Genomic DNA, 15595 nt, shown 5'->3' with positions numbered 1-15595 from the left:
GATGCTCTACCTTCCCACTGTGTCGGTTAGGGATTGACGCGAAAGCTTCAAGCCCACCCAAACGATTGTTGAGGATAGGCCCAACAATAAGAAACCGAACGCGGAGCCAAGCTCCCAATTAAAGCGGGTGATGAACTGGCTGTAGATCAGACCAGTGAACCAAAGACTGTCTTTGCCGCCCAAAAGGATGGGGGTGAGGTAGTTTCCAAGCGAAAGCATAAACACCACGATGCAACCCGATACAATGCCGGGCATGGCGTGCGGAATGATGATTTCACGCAAGATTGAAATCCCGTTTCCGCCTAAATCATAGCCAGCCTCAATCAGGCTGTCGTCCAAGCTATCAAGCGTTGTGACTAGCGGCACCACCATGAACAACATTGATGTGTAGACCAAACCGATCATAATCGCCGCGTCGTTATACAAGAATTCGACGGGACCTGAGTGTACGCCGATATATTGCAAGAAGCTGGAAAAGATGCCGGTTTCGCGCAGCAAGATCATCCAGCCAAATGTGCGCACCAATTCACTCACCCAAAATGGGATGAGACACATCAAAAACAAAGTGGTCTTTGTGCGGCCGCGCGTTAGTTTCGCGATGTAGTAGGCGACAGGAAAACCAATCAGCAAAGTTAGAAATGTTGCAGCGATGGACATAAAGGCCGTGCGTGCAAAGGTGTTCCAATAGAGCGGCTCGGTGAAGAACACCATATAGTTGCCAAACCCGGTGACATATTGGCGTACGCCAGTTTTTACGCTGATCGACACTAGGAACATGCCGATATGCGGGATGATGATTAGCAGCAAGAGCCACAACATTAGCGGCGCCATTAGCAAGTACAATCCAAGGCGAGATTGGGCTTGGGTCATCTTATCCCTCCGCTCGGTAGCAGCGGGTTTGTTCGGCTTCCCAGCCGATGAATATCTTGTCGCCTTTATTAAGGTCGCGGAACTCGCCAGTTTGCGGAATGGCGACGTTCATCTCGCCGCCCGACTTCTCCTCGCGCAAAATGATGTGGCTGTTCGCGCCATTGAAAAGAATATTTTCGACGATGCCGGTGTTTAGGTTTTCAATGCCGCCGAATTTGTCCGCTTCGGTTGCCAGTCGGACGGCTTCGGGTCGCACGAACACATGGGCTTTGTCACCCTTCTCAAGCTTTGAAACAGGGCTGATGCCTTTCAGCTCCATACCTTCGGGCGTCACCAGTGTCACTGCATCACCAAACGCAGCGTCCACTGTTGCTTCATATTTGTTGGCTTCGCCCACAAACCCAGCCACAAATGCAGTGTTTGGCGTGTGGTACAGTTCGCGAGCTGTGCCGACCTGTTCGAATTTGCCGTGGTTCATTACCGCGATTTGGTCGCTCATCACCAAAGCTTCTGATTGATCGTGCGTGATGTAAACGAAAGTAGTCCCGAATTCAGATTGCAGCTTTTTCAATTCAATTTTCATGTGCTCGCGCAGCTTCAAGTCTAGCGCGCCGAGCGGTTCATCGAGCAGCAAAACGTCGGGTTCCAAAACCATGCAGCGAGCAATGGCCACGCGCTGTTTTTGACCGCCCGAGAGTTGGTTGATCTGTCGCGAGCCGACGCCGGGCAATCCGACGCGTTCCAACACGGTTTCAACCCGTTTTGCGATGTCTTCGCGTGGCACGCCACGCTGGCGCAGCCCAAAGCCAACATTGGCAGCAATGTCCATCATTGGAAACAGCGCCAAATGCTGAAACACCATCGAGACAGGGCGTTTGTTTGGCTGTACGCCAATCATTGATTTGCCTTTGATCAACAAGTCGCCGCTTGAAGGTTCTTGGAAACCCGCGATCATACGCAACAGGGTGGTCTTGCCGCAGCCAGAGGGGCCAAGAATGGAAAAGAAAGTGCCCGCAGGGACGCCAAAGCTGACATCATCAACAGCCTTGAACCCATCAAAGTCCTTATTGATGTTTTGGCATTCTAAGTCGTAAGCGGTGGCCGATTTGTTTTGGCTCATTATTCTTCCCCCCAAAAGGTCTTTATGCAAGAAAAGGCGCAGATATCCGCGCCCCTTCAATTCAGTTCACTTCTAGACGAAGCTTATTTTGCTGCGTTTACGCGATCAAGCACTGCGCCTTCGAGTGTCTCAAGATTTGCAGGCACTGTTGGGTACCACTTGATGTTGTCGATTGCTTCTTGCGGGAAGCTTGCTTGGTAACGTGCTTTAAGTGCATCGTCCACGCCAGCGTCGCCGCCTTGTGATGCGGTGAAGTTACCCGCAGCAGTTGTGATCATCGCAGCAATTTCTGGTTGCATCACGAAATTGATCCAAGCATATGCCGCTTCGTCAGCACGACCGCGTTTTGGCATTGCGAATGTATCAATCCAACCCAAAGCACCAGATGTTGGCGCTACGAATGTGATGTCAGCATTGTCAGCATTGAGTGACCAGCCGCCTGTATCCCAAGCCATGGCAGCTACAACTTCGCCCGAACGAAGGAGGTTTTTGATCTCGTCGCCACCACCCCAATAGGTTTTAACGTTCGACTTACAGTCGATCAACTTGGCTTCAACTTTGTCCAAGATGTCTTGGTAAGCTGCTTCGTCATTGTAGGCTGCGAATGGGTCTAGACCCATAGAGAAAGCAAAACCGATCAATGTTGGGCGCTTCAAACGGTACGATACTTTGCCAGCGACTGAAGGGTCGCAAAGGTCAGTATAGTCTTTGACTTGGCCAGCCATCGCAGTGTTGACCACCAAACCAGATGTGCCCCAAACGTGCGGTACGCCATAAACTTCACCGTCGATCATGGTATTGCCTTTTGTGGCTTCCAACATCGATGGGATGAATTGGCTTGCGTCAATTTTTGACAGATCAAGCGGCTTATAGATATCAAATTCTGCTTGCGCGCCAGCAATGCGGTCTTGGCTTGGTTGAGCAAGGTCGAAACCGCCGCCATTTGTTGCGCGCAGTTTTGCAACCATTTCTTCGTTGTTTGATTTTGTCACTTCCACAGTGTGGCCGGTTTCTTTTTCAAACAATTCTACAACATTTTCAGGTGCGTAGCCGCCCCATGTGAGTAGACGCAAGGTTTCCGCTTGTGCAGCCGACGTGCTTAGAACGCCAGCAGCGAGCAAGGCAATCCCTGATGATAGAATCTTGTTCATGATTTCACTCCACTTATGTAAGGCGTTCATCGCAAAGCGAAATTGCTGCGTGCGCCCTTCGTTATTTTCGTTGCGCCACTGTTTAGCGCGGGAAGAGCTCTAGTCTTCTTCCTTAGCAGTTTTGTGACAATTTGAAGATGTTCCTTCATGTCACCATCAGCTGTCAAGAAATTAACAAAAATAATCTGTACAGAACTTAGGGTTGTGTGAAAATTGTTTCAGAAATTTGAGTGGCTGGACAAAAAGGGCGCCATAACGGCGCCCTGGGATCGATCGAGTATGGGATGTGAAATGCGGCTAATTCAGGCGCTCACCAGTTTCGCCGTGGAAAAGGCTAACTGCGTCGTTGTCAAATGAGATGTTGAATTTGTCGCCAACATTGACGCGCTTGCGGGCGGCTTCGCGAATTGTGAAGCTGTGTTCGCCGATTTGAGCGGTGATATAGGTATCAGAACCGGTGCGCTCGATTGCTGTTGCTGAAACTGGGTGCGCTAGAACCCCGTTTTTTTCACCTACGACTTCTATTTCTTCTGGCCGAATGCCAAACAGCGCTTTTCCATTTAGGCCAAAATCTGCGCTCTTTAGCTGTGTCTGATCTTTGGCCAGTGATATGTTGCCATTCTCGGTCGCATTGGCGGGCAGAATATTCATTGGTGGTGAGCCCATAAAGCCGGCCACATATGTGTTTGCCGGACGGTAATAAACTTCATCTGGGGTGCCAATTTGTTGGATATAGCCGTCCTTCAAAATACAAATGCGGGTGGCCAGTGTCATGGCTTCAATTTGGTCATGCGTCACATAAACGATTGAGGCATTCACGCGTTGATGAAGGCTTTTGATCTCAGCGCGCATTTCGACACGCAGCTTTGCATCAAGGTTCGAAAGTGGCTCATCAAAAAGATAAAGTTGAGGGTCACGCACCAAGGCGCGGCCCATGGCGACGCGTTGACGTTGTCCACCAGAAAGGGCGCTTGGCTTGCGGTCGAGTAATTGATCGAGCTGCAATATTTCAGCAACGCGCTTGAGTTGCTTTTGCTGCTCTTGTTTGGCAGTTCCACGCACTTTCAGGCCAAAGGTGATGTTTTCCCCCACCGTCATGGTTGGGTAGAGCGCATAGGATTGGAAAACCATTGCGATGTCGCGCTCCCCAGGTGGGGTTTGCGTCATGTCTTTGCCGCCAATTTGGATGGTGCCTTCATTGATGGTTTCTAGACCAGCAATGCAATTGAGCAGTGTCGACTTGCCGCAACCAGATGGGCCCAACAGCACCAAAAACTCAGCTTCTTTCATGTCGATATTGATATCGTGCAATACCTCGACAGAGCCGTAGTTCTTTTTCAGGTTTTGAATGTCCAGGACCGTTTTCGCTTCGCTCACGATCTGCTCCTTCTTGGTGCGCTGGTTGACGTTCTCACGATCAGATCAACCGGTACGACTTTTTGTAATTGTTCGATTGGGGTGCCGCGGACAAGGTCCACTACCATTTTGGCGATTTGTGTGCCCGCGTCGCGGATAGGCGCGCGCGTAACCGTTAGGGCAACAGAAAAATTCTCGGTTTTTAAGGACGACAATCCATCGTCATGGGTGATGATGGATATGTCTTTGCCTATTTCAAGGCCCATTTCTCGGATGCGACGTTGGGCACCGACCGTGACCAGTGTCGAAGAACAAAGAAACGCGGTGGGGCGGTCGTCCAGATCAAGCAACGCCTGCGCGTGGCGGTAGCCATATTCTTCGGTCATGTGGTCATGATGGATGAGTTCTAGCGCAGGTTTGATGCCGAATTCTTTGTGGGCGCGGTTATAGCCGTCCAGGCGCTGTTTGGCGAACATCAGATCCGCAGCGCCATTTATCAGGCCAATGCGTGTGTGCCCCAGTTGCAGCAGGAGTTTGGTCGCATCGTAAAACGCGCCTTCATTGTCAATGTCGAAAAAGCCGTAAGGCAGGTCTGTTTCACAACGGCCGTGAACGATAAACGGAAAGTTGAGTTTTGACAGTACGGCAATGCGCTCATCGTGGGCTTTGGGCGCAGAAATGACAAACCCGTCCACTTTGCCAATCTCTGCAAAGCGTTGATATGTTTGCGGTGTGTCGGTGGCGGTCAAGACCACATCATTATCGTAAGTGGCCAGCTTTTTGGTCAAAGCTGCCAAAAAGTCAGCGAAGTGCGGATCAACCAACAAGTCGTCTTGATGGGGCAGCACAATGCCAATGGCATCGGCGCGCCCGGTGGCCAATCTGCGCGCGCTTGAATTTGGGCGATAATTTAGTTTTTTCGCCGCTTCTAGCACTTTTGCGCGCGTTTCTTGGTTCACGGTTGAATAGTTGTTCAACGCGCGGGACACCGTGGCTTGAGAAAGGCCAAGATGCTCAGCAAGTGATTTTAGATTTGCCACAACGTCCTCCTTCCTCCACGAATCCCATTTGGCAGCGAAATACGCAATCATTGAAAGCGCTTTCCAAGCCATTTCTTATTGCTCATTGGATGTTTTGGCAAGCCCTGACAATTGTCAATTCTCGTGAAATTTGTTTGCTATTAGAATAAATGCTTTAAATTCAGTTATTTAATTATCCTTTTCTGCTGGATTTGCGGATATTGTTCGCGGCGTTGCGAAAAATGATGCTTGACATATTCCGATTCATTTCGTTTTCTTGAAAGCGCTTTCAATAGTTGCGAACCGAATCCGATGGCTGGATTTGGTGAATGGAGTAAGGACGAGGATGAGCGAAGCATTGGCTGTCAAACAAATGGATACGGGCGCTAACGCAGGTGTTGCGGCGCAAGAAGATTGGTGGCGCGGTGCGGTGATCTATCAGATCTACCCACGTTCTTTCCAAGACAGCAATGGCGATGGCATTGGCGATTTGCGCGGTATTACACAGCGCCTAGATTACATTGCGGACCTGGGTGCCGATGCGATTTGGCTGTCGCCATTCTTTAAGAGCCCGATGAAAGACATGGGCTACGACGTATCAGATTATTGTGACGTTGATCCAAGCTTTGGCACGCTTGAAGATTTTGATGCGATGGTGGCACGTGCCCACGCGCTTGGTCTAAAGGTGATGATCGACCAAGTGTTGTCACACACTTCGGATCAACATGAGTGGTTCAATGAAAGCCGCCAAAGTCGCGATGGTGACAAATCTGATTGGTATGTTTGGGCAGATGCGAAGCCCGATGGTACACCGCCGACAAACTGGCAATCTGTTTTTGGTGGTCCGGCGTGGAGCTGGAACCCGAAGCGTCGCCAGTACTATTTGCACAATTTCTTACCAAGCCAGCCGGACCTGAACTTCCATTGTGAAGCCGTGCAAGATGCATTGCTGGAAACGGTTCGGTTTTGGCTTGAGCGCGGCGTTGATGGTTTCCGTCTCGATACAGTGAATTTTTACGTTCATGATCAAGAGCTGCGCGATAATCCACCTGTTACCAGCGGCGGGTCCAACGATGTGCCGGATCTCAACCCTTATGGGTTCCAAGAGCATATCTATGACAAAACGCGTCCTGAAAACATTGGGTTCTTGGAAAAGTTCCGTGCGTTGCTGGACGAGTATCCGGGCGCCTCTTCCGTAGGCGAAGTTGGAGACGGTGACCGTTCTTTGCGCACAATGGCGGAATATACTGCAGGCGAAGACCGCCTTCACATGTGCTATTCGTTCGACATGCTTGGACCGGATTTCTCCGCGGCCCATTTCAAGAAATGTATCACTAAATTTGAAGATGCTTCTGAAGAGTTCGCGCAGGGCAATAGCTGGCCGTGTTGGGCGTTTTCCAACCATGATGTGAACCGCCACATGACTCGCTGGGCTGATTTGGCAAACGACAAACAGCAGTTTGCAAAACTGGCTGGTGCATTGCTTTTGAGCCTGAAAGGGTCTGTATGTCTTTACCAAGGCGACGAACTTGGCTTCACGGAAGCGGATGTCGCATTTGAAGATTTGACCGACCCTTACGGCATTACCTTCTGGCCCGAGTTCAAAGGGCGCGATGGCTGTCGCACGCCATTTGCTTGGACCTCAAGTGAACAGCATGGCGGTTTCTCAACAGCTGAAAAGACTTGGCTGCCGGTTGCACCAGAGCACAAGGCTGCAGCTGTTGAAGTGCAAGCCGCTTCGGACACATCTATTCATGCGCAATTCAAACGCTTTTTAGCGTTCCGCAAGCAGCTGCCTGCTCTAATTTCGGGTGATCTGACATTCCTTGAATGGGGTGTTGAGGGCCTTGCTTATGTGCGTGGAGAAGGGGCGGATGCAGTGCTTTGCGTCATCAATCTCAGCAATGACGATGTGGCATTTGAATTGCCAGCAAACATGAGCGCCACTGCGCTTGAAAATCACGGATTTGAATTTGGCTTTGACGGCAAAACCGTCAGCCTTGGTGGCCATCAGGCCTTTTTCGCCGCTTTGGGTTAGCGGCATTTCGGTAGTCGGGAGGATTACACAATGAAGAAACTACTCACACTAGCAGCAAGCGCAATTGCGATTTCTGCGGCTTCAATTTTGCCAACATACGCGTTGGAAGAAGGCAAGCTAGTCATCTGGATCAATGGCGACAAAGGCTATAATGGCCTTGCTGAAGTTGGTGCAAAGTTCACTGAAGAACTTGGTGTTGAAGTTGTTGTTGAGCACCCAGAAGGTGTTACAGACAAATTCCAACAAGCTGCAGCTAACGGCCAAGGTCCGGATATCTTCATCTGGGCACACGATCGCTTTGGTGAATGGGCAGCTGGCGGCTTGATCACACCTGTTGATCCAAGTGACGAAGTTAAAGCAAACACATTTGACTTTGCTTGGGATGCGGTAACATCTGATGGCAAGATTTGGGGTTACCCAGTGGCTGTGGAAGCTGTTGGCCTTATCTACAACAAAGATTTGGTGCCAAACCCACCGAAAACTTTTGAAGAAATTGCTGATCTTAAGATTGACGGCATCGAACACCCAATCATGTGGGACTACAACAACACCTACTTCTCATTCCCTTTGCTGATGGCCGGTGGCGGTTACGCATTTGAGAAAAAAGATGGCGCATACGACGCAACAACAACTGGTGTTGCCAATGAAGGTGCTATTGCTGGCGCGTCAATGATCAAGTCATTGATTGATGGTGGCGTTATGCCAAAAGGCGTTGATTATGGCGTAATGGATGCTGCGATCAACAAGGGTGAAACAGCCATGGTGATCAATGGTCCTTGGGCTTGGTCAAACCTTAAAACTTCAGGCATCAACTTTGGCGTTGCGCCAATCCCTTCTGTTGACGGCAAACCTTCAAAAGCGTTCGTTGGCGTTTTGGCTGCAACCGTTAACGCTGCTAGCCCAAACAAAGATATCGCAAAAGAATTCATCGAGAGCTACATGCTAACTGATGATGGCTTGAAAACAGTGAATGACGATGTGCCATTGGGTGCTGTGACTTCGGTTTCATTTGCGAAACAAGTTGAAGCGGATGCGAACATTGCGGCGACTTTGGCAAATGCGCAAACTGGTATTCCTATGCCTTCGATCCCTGCAATGGGCAAGTTCTGGGCGGCAATGGAGCCTGCGCTACGTTCAATCACCAACGGTCAGTCTTCTGTAGAAGAAGCTTTGGCTGGTGCTGAAACACGTATCTTGGCAGAATAATCAAAATCGAGGCATCGCCAGTTTGGCGGTGCCTCACCAAAACTGCAAAGGCCAGCGCCATGTCTGTAATGACTGAAGATCGTGATCCGCAATCCAACTTGACGGAAAACTCGATGGTCCGCGATGTCTATGAAGCGGTGAAGCCGTTTTTTAGAATTGCCAGTCTAACAGCCATCGCCTTAGCCTTTTTATATGTTATTTGGGGCCTGTATCTGGCTGGCGAACCAATATTTGCCGTGGTGGCGTTTGCCATCGGCATTTCGATTGTCATTTTGTTTGGTTGGGCGCGGTTTTACACTTGGCGGTTCGTATTCCCAGGGGTTGCCGCAATTGCAGTGTTTATCGTTTTGCCTGTGCTTTACACATCTGGCATCGGCTTCACCAACTATAGCGCCTCCAACATTTTGCCGTTTGAACGGGTACAGCAAATCCACCTTGATAAGATGGTCAAGGCGCCGGATAGTGGTCGTCCATTTGCACTGACATCAGATTCTCGCCTTTTCTTCCCCGAAGATGATGGCCGACCGGCTTTGATTACAGTGCCGATTGAAAAGGCAACAGATGGGCGCTTGCTGGCAGCGCCGCACAAAGGGCAGGCACCGGACACGCTCAAGGTCAAAGCGGTTTTGCAGAACCGCGCAGCGTTGCAGCAATTGGTGGTTGAACTGCCCGATGGTGGCGAATTGACAATGGATGGTTTGCGCGAGTTTGCGTCATCTGCGCCATTCTATACCCTTGAAGAAGAGGGTGTTCTGCTTGGCGCTGATGGCACAAAACTGGTGCCAAATCACGACAAAGGGTTCTATCAAAATGATGCGGGCGAGCTGGTGACGCCGGGTTGGCCTGTGGGTGTTGGTTGGGCAAACTTCACCAAAGTATTGTTCGCGGATGGCATTCGCCAGCCAATGCTTGAAATTTTTATTTGGACATGCGCTTTTGCATTTCTATCGATGATCTTCACTTCTGGTGTTGGCACCATGCTTGCCGTCATTTTGGAGTGGGAGCATCTCGCACATAAAGGCATTTACAAGCTTTTCCTTATTCTGCCTTATGCCGTCCCTGCGTTTATTTCGATCCTTGTTTTTCGCGGATTGTTCAACCAAAATTTTGGTGAAATAAACCTCATCCTTGGCGGGTTGTTTGGGCTTGAACCTGATTGGTTCACTAACCCAACCCTGACCCGAACAATGCTGTTGCTGGTCAATACCTGGCTCGGTTTTCCCTATTGGATGTTGATATCTGCTGGGTTTTTGCAAAGCGTGCCACGCGATCATTTTAAAGCAGCGGCGCTTGAGAATTCCGGCCCGATCCGCAATTTCTTTGCCATCACCTTGCCGCAGATCATGCCGCCCATGGTGCCTTTGTTGATCGCCAATTTTGCGTTTAACTTCAACAATATCGTACTTGTCTTGTTGCTTACGCGGGGCGGGCCCGACATTCCGGGCACCATTATCCCAGCCGGTTCCACGGACTTGCTTGGCTCGTTCACTTTCCGGATTGCGTTCCAAAATTCAGGGCAGGATTTTGGTCTGGCAGGCGCCATATCGACGCTGATCTTTATCATCACCGGTATCATTGCCTATGTGAATTACCGCGCCATGCAAAAGCTGGCCGCTAAGAGGAGTGCGCGCTCATGATGGTTGAAAACAAACGCTCGCTATTTTGGCGCAAATTGGCCGCACACGCTTTTCTGATTTGCTTTATCGCGTTAATCTTGTTTCCATTTTTGATGGTGTTGTCGATTTCGTTTCGTGAGGGAAACTTTTCGACTGGCAGTATTTTCCCAGAACGTCCAACATTGGAGCACTGGGCGTTGGCGCTCGGATTTGAATTCACGCGCGCGGATGGCACGGTGGTGCAGCCACCTTATCCAGTTTTGTTGTGGCTTTGGAACTCGGTCAAAATCTCGATCATTGCATCGGTTGGCATTTTGGTTTTATCGACCACTTCGGCTTACGCTTTTGCGCGTATGCAGTTTAAAGGCCGCGTCGGTTTGCTCGATACGCTTTTGATTGTGCAGATGTTTCCCGCCGCGCTGACGGTGATTGCTGCTTACGCGATTTTTGATGCATTGGGGCGGGTTGTACCGTGGCTTGGCATCGATAGTCACCCCGCGCTGATTTTGTCCTATCTATCTGCGATTACGCTACATATTTGGACCATCAAGGGTTATTTTGACAGCGTTGATCCGGCGCTTGATAAGGCGGCGATGATTGATGGGGCAACGCCTTGGCAGGCATTTAGACATATTTTCCTGCCGCTCTCAGTGCCCATTTTGGCGGTCGTATTTGTGTTGTCATTCATCTTTTTGATCAACGAATATCCTGTGGCGTCCGTACTGTTGCGCAATACCGATCAAATGACTTTGGCGGTGGGTGCGCGGCAATACTTGTATGAACAGAAGTATTTATGGGGCGACTTTGCTGCTGCTGCAATTCTTTCCGGGTTGCCAATCACGGTCATCTTCTTGTTTGCGCAACGCTTCTTGCAATCAGATTTGGGCGACGGGGCGGTTAAAGGTTAGATTGCCGAAATGACAAGACCGGTGTAGGTGTTGATTGAAAACACCTAGTTTGGACCGCCTATGTCGTTTAACCGCCGAAGATTCTTATCAAAAAGCGCACAAGGTGCAGCTTTGCTGTCTGCTATTGGCCCGTTTACGGCATTTTCCGCCCAAGGGGCAAAAAGCAATTTCCCGCAGCCCATAGGCTACAAAGTCACCCGTTGGGGGCAAGACCCATTTGCTTTTGGTTCTTACTCATATTTGGCGAAGGGTGCGAAGAGCAAACAGCGAAAAGACCTTGCAAAACATGTAGATGAGCGCATCACCTTTTGCGGTGAAGCGACCGATCGAGATGCGCCAGCAACGGTGCATGGCGCGCTAAATTCGGGCGTTCGGGCGGCTGAAGAAGTGATGGAAAGCGATGCTGAGCATGTGGCGATTATTGGCGCCGGGATTTCCGGGTTAACGGCGGCGCGGATGCTGGCGGATGACGGTTACAAAGTCACTGTTTTTGAAGCGCGTGACCGGGTTGGTGGCCGCTTGTGGACCGATCAAGCCCTTGGAATTCCTTTGGATTTGGGCGCGAGCTGGATCCATGGGCTAAAGGGAAATCCGCTAACAGAAATCGCGGACGATATCGGCGCAAAGCTATTGCGGACAGACTATGAGAATTATGTCAGTCGAAACGCACGTGGCGTCATCTTAAATGATGATGATTTCCCTGATTGGTTTGACGAAGTCTCTGAAATTGAACATGAATTTGGCGCGGACGTTGACCAGTTGTCGCGAAAAGCGGCAGATGAGGGCGAGGATTTGCGCGGCGGCGATGCAATTTTTGCCAATGGATACAGCCAGATAGCCGATGCCATGCTCGGTGGATATGACATTGCGTTAGAGCATGTTGTGAACCGGATCGCCTATGGCAAATCGGGTGTGGAAATTGGTATTTCCGGCAAGGATAGTCGACGGTTTGACGTGGCGATCATCAGTGTGCCGTTGGGTGTATTGAAAGCGGGAATAATCGATTTTCAGCCTTCGCTGCCAAAGAAAAAGCTGCGTGCGATCAACGATTTAGGGATGGGTTTGCTCAACAAAGTCTATTTGAAATTTGATGAGGTTTTCTGGGACAAGGAGCCAGATATGCTTGGGCTCGTGGGTGAAAAACGCGGGCATTTCACCGAGTGGCTGAACATCTACAAATATACCGGCGAGCCAATTTTGTTGGCGTTTAATGCGGGCAGCGTTGCGGCTGAGATAGAGAAATTGAGCGACGAAGAAACAGTTGCTGCGGCCATGGACATGCTTTCGCAAATCTATGGCAAAAACGGCTTCTAAAGTCGCTCAAATGTTTCAGAATGTGCCTGCACGTTCTGGAAGTTTCCTACGACATTCTGGCTTTAGGCTGAGCGCAATAAATGGATGCCCGCCCATGCAAACCAAAGAATAAACCCAAGGCCGAACACCGCGCCTGTGACAGGGGCTAGCATTGGGAAGAGGGTGCTTAGACCCGCAAGTCCAATGATAATCCCGATAAAATTCAGCGGCTTAGACAATGCACTGGCGCGCAGTGCGCCCCAACTTAAAATCAACACCCACAGGCCGCCGGCCAGCTCGTTGCCGCCACCAAGACCAGATTCGACGGCTGACATGGCGCGCAAAAATGTCCCGGCAGATTCTGGATCTGTCCCAAAAAGGGAGGCGGTGGTGCCCAATGCGATGTTTGAAACCATGCCGCTGGCCAAAATCAACCCTGCCCAAATCAGGGCAAAAGATGTGGCCACTTGTGAAAATGCCGGAGCATTTTGTTTGACCTGATCGTGCAGCGCGAGTGCCAAGATGACCAACACGATGGCGTTTAAAATCCAGATCACCAAATTCCAGATATACATGACCAATTGGTTCTCGGTCAGGAATTTGGCGTGGGCGACCATGTCTTGACCATCTAATTGATATCCGGCCGGTTCCAACACGCCCAAGAGCAAGGCAAAGCCAAAAATGTATGTTCCTGCGGCAATCAAACCGGCAGCACCGCCAACTTTTCTTAATTCCTTCATTTCATCAACTCCAATTGATTTTGAAGCGTGGCCTAAAATTTGAGCCGCGATCTGTAAATGACCGCACCATTCATTATATTGACCCCAAGTAACAACGCAGGTTGTGGGCGCAAAAAGAAGGGGAGCAACGTGGGGGCGTTTACGGTTTCGGCAGGCTATGCCAGGGGCATTTTGGACTATGCGGTGCATCGTGGCGCAGACAAAGAAGTGTTGCTTAAGGCAGCGCAGATTGATGCGATGCAGTTTGATAACCCCGACAACCGAATTGATATGGCCAATTATCAATTGCTGATCGGGGCAGCAAAGCTGGCGTGCAACGCGCCTGCCTTCGCGCTTGAGTTTTGCAATGACACAAGGTTCGAGGAACTTAGCGTTGTTGGGCTAATCTGCCAATCGGCGCCCAATATGGGGGCGGTTTTGCAGCAATTGTCGCGCTATGCAAAGCTAGTGGCCGAAGTTGATCTTGGTTTGGGCGACGAGCGGTTCAGTATTTCCCCCGAGCCGGATGGATTGTGGATTGTCGACAATCGCACCGGGCCAGATAATTTTGATGAACTCACCGAGATGACTTTTGCCAGCTTTATCTGTGAGTTTCGTCGCCATTTTGGCGAAACGCCCTTTGCGCTGAAACTTCAGGTGACCCATGCCGCGCCACCCTATATGGCGGAATATGATCGGATTTTGCAGGTGCCCGTAACGTTTGGCGCAGCGCGAAATGCCATGCAAATCGATCCCAATTGGTTACAGGTAGAAGTGACCCCGGCCAATCAGTATTTGTTTGGGGTTTTGACCGAGCGAGGTGAAGCGCTGCTGAAAGAATTGGACGACAGCACCAAACTGACAGCAAAGATTGAACAGATGATTTTGCCGCATTTGCACACAGGCGATATCAGCATGGATCAGATTGCCGAACAGTTGGGGCAAAGCCGCCAAACGCTCTATCGGAAACTTAAAGCCGAAGGCGAAAATTTTGAAAACTTGCTCGACGAGTTGCGCCACAAAATGGCGCTGCATTATCTAAGCGGCAAAAAGGTTTCAGTGAACGAAACCGCTTATCTTGTTGGCTTTTCCGATCCAAGCTCCTTCTCCCGCGCATTCAAACGCTGGACCGGGACGACGCCGGGTGAGGCTAGGGGGGGAGGGGGGTGCGGAAGTTTGAGGATTTAAATTGAGCTTTAGAACAGCCCTCTTCGTTGTTTTTGTGTTATTGGCCAATTTGTGATTGTTTGTGCTCTGGCTGTATGCGTAACCGTCCTACCACATGTATCTAAGAGCGTTATCGTTTGAAAATTTTGAGCGAATAATCCCCGTTATTCCGAATAGTGCTAACTTGTCATTGTTATAAATGTATCACTAACTGTTGAGCGGAAGTTCATTGACAATTAATAGCTGCCTATCATATTGATAGGTGCATGGAAAATGATGCACCAAAACGCGAAGCTAGGTTTCAGGGTAAACCAGACATTGCAAAAATGGCCGAAGAAATTCGTCGTCTGGCGTCGAATTCGGAAAACGTGTTTTGGACCAAGCATGCAAGGGAAAGGATGATCGAACGGGGTATTCCCGTGATGACGGCCCACAAAGTTCTTAGGGAGGGACAGGTCTATGGTGAAATTATGCCAGGTCAGAACGAAAATGAATGGAAAGCTAAAATGGTTCGCAACGCCAAAGGCAACAGAGATGTTGGCGTGGTGTGCGTCGTGAAACGGGAGGACAGACTCGTTGTACTCACTGTTGAATGGGAAGACCTCAAATGAACAAGCAACAATTCTATCACAATGGAACCGGCAAGAGTGCTGAGACATACCATTATAAAGAGTGCGGCTTGGAGAACATATATCTTAGCAACGGCTTCATCTTTGACGAGTTTGAAGGTGAGCAAGTCGTTGCGGTTAAAGACATAGATGCGCTGCATGAAGCAATTGGTTTACATATCGTTTTAGAACGCAAAGTGCCAAGTGGTAAAGAATTGCGTTTTTTGCGAGCTGAATTGGATATGACGCAAGCTGAATTGGCGACGATGTTAAATGTCTCGAGTCAAAGTGTCGCAAGATGGGAAAAAGAAGAGTGCGAGGTCAATGGCGGTGCCGTGCTTGCACTGAAGCTGTTGTTTGCGCTTAAGGCTCTGCCGGAAGACGTGAAAGACAAACTCGTCGCTGGATTGGTTGATCGACTTGATGCGCTTTCCAAAGCTGATGAAAGCGATCAAGAAGCTTTTGTACTTACATATAGTAATGACAATTGGTTCGATCAGTTGATTGCTGCTTGACTAGGAGCT

Annotated in this window: 14 protein-coding genes; 8 read left to right on the top strand and 6 right to left on the bottom strand. The window is 49.9% G+C overall.

Annotated features, from left to right (window positions below):
• Positions 1–6: 6 nt before the first annotated feature.
• From QQL65_RS00665 to QQL65_RS00645, 5 genes are all read right to left on the bottom strand, one after another.
• Positions 7–870, bottom strand: a complete 864-nt coding sequence (locus QQL65_RS00665; RefSeq protein WP_284360999.1) for an ABC transporter permease — start codon at positions 868–870, stop codon at positions 7–9.
• 1 nt (position 871) lies between these two features.
• The gene (locus QQL65_RS00660) at positions 872–1990 is read right to left on the bottom strand and encodes an ABC transporter ATP-binding protein (protein ID WP_284360996.1); all 1119 of its coding nucleotides are present in this window, start codon (positions 1988–1990) and stop codon (positions 872–874) included.
• Positions 1991–2073: 83 nt separating this feature from the next.
• A complete protein-coding gene (locus tag QQL65_RS00655) occupies positions 2074–3141 on the bottom strand; it encodes an extracellular solute-binding protein (RefSeq protein ID WP_284360995.1) in 1068 nt (355 codons plus the stop codon).
• Between the two features lie 297 nt (positions 3142–3438).
• On the bottom strand, positions 3439–4518 hold the full coding sequence (locus QQL65_RS00650) for an ABC transporter ATP-binding protein (protein WP_284360992.1): 1080 nt from the start codon (positions 4516–4518) through the stop codon (positions 3439–3441).
• Complete coding sequence (locus tag QQL65_RS00645; RefSeq protein WP_284360990.1) at positions 4515–5537, bottom strand: substrate-binding domain-containing protein; 1023 nt, start codon at positions 5535–5537, stop codon at positions 4515–4517. Before QQL65_RS00645 ends, QQL65_RS00650 begins: the two co-directional genes overlap by 4 nt.
• 325 nt (positions 5538–5862) lie before the next feature.
• Here QQL65_RS00645 and bglA point away from each other — a divergent pair, with 325 nt between their 5' ends.
• From bglA to QQL65_RS00620, 5 genes are read left to right on the top strand one after another with little or no spacing between them, the layout of a single operon-like run.
• Positions 5863–7554: a beta-galactosidase BglA gene (bglA, locus tag QQL65_RS00640; protein ID WP_379863003.1), complete on the top strand. Its 1692-nt coding sequence runs from the start codon at positions 5863–5865 to the stop codon at positions 7552–7554.
• Between the two features lie 30 nt (positions 7555–7584).
• Positions 7585–8760 (top strand): maltose/maltodextrin ABC transporter substrate-binding protein MalE, encoded by a 1176-nt coding sequence (malE, locus tag QQL65_RS00635; protein ID WP_284360988.1) that lies wholly within the window; start codon positions 7585–7587, stop codon positions 8758–8760.
• A 59-nt stretch (positions 8761–8819) separates the two neighbouring features.
• On the top strand, positions 8820–10397 hold the full coding sequence (malF, locus tag QQL65_RS00630) for a maltose ABC transporter permease MalF (protein ID WP_284360986.1): 1578 nt from the start codon (positions 8820–8822) through the stop codon (positions 10395–10397).
• A complete protein-coding gene (malG, locus tag QQL65_RS00625) occupies positions 10394–11284 on the top strand; it encodes a maltose ABC transporter permease MalG (RefSeq protein WP_284360984.1) in 891 nt (296 codons plus the stop codon). The genes malF and malG overlap by 4 nt, the downstream gene beginning before the upstream one ends.
• A 60-nt stretch (positions 11285–11344) precedes the next feature.
• A complete protein-coding gene (locus QQL65_RS00620; RefSeq protein ID WP_284360983.1) occupies positions 11345–12598 on the top strand; it encodes an FAD-dependent oxidoreductase in 1254 nt (417 codons plus the stop codon).
• A 62-nt stretch (positions 12599–12660) separates the two neighbouring features.
• Here QQL65_RS00620 and QQL65_RS00615 read toward each other — a convergent pair whose 3' ends face one another.
• The gene (locus tag QQL65_RS00615; protein ID WP_284360980.1) at positions 12661–13317 is read right to left on the bottom strand and encodes a DUF4386 family protein; all 657 of its coding nucleotides are present in this window, start codon (positions 13315–13317) and stop codon (positions 12661–12663) included.
• Between the two features lie 129 nt (positions 13318–13446).
• Between QQL65_RS00615 and QQL65_RS00610 the strand changes: the two genes are divergently transcribed.
• From QQL65_RS00610 to QQL65_RS00600, 3 genes are all read left to right on the top strand, one after another.
• A complete protein-coding gene (locus tag QQL65_RS00610) occupies positions 13447–14484 on the top strand; it encodes an AraC family transcriptional regulator (protein WP_284360974.1) in 1038 nt (345 codons plus the stop codon).
• Positions 14485–14729: 245 nt separating this feature from the next.
• Complete coding sequence (locus QQL65_RS00605) at positions 14730–15074, top strand: DUF4258 domain-containing protein (RefSeq protein WP_284360973.1); 345 nt, start codon at positions 14730–14732, stop codon at positions 15072–15074.
• A complete protein-coding gene (locus QQL65_RS00600) occupies positions 15071–15586 on the top strand; it encodes a helix-turn-helix domain-containing protein (protein ID WP_284360971.1) in 516 nt (171 codons plus the stop codon). Before QQL65_RS00605 ends, QQL65_RS00600 begins: the two co-directional genes overlap by 4 nt.
• Positions 15587–15595: the final 9 nt, after the last annotated feature.

The organism is Maritalea porphyrae, from assembly GCF_030159895.1.
Taxonomy (GTDB): Bacteria; Pseudomonadota; Alphaproteobacteria; order Rhizobiales; family Devosiaceae; genus Maritalea; species Maritalea porphyrae.
Note: the sequence above shows the minus strand (reverse complement) of the source record. Positions and strands in the feature narration are given on the sequence as shown.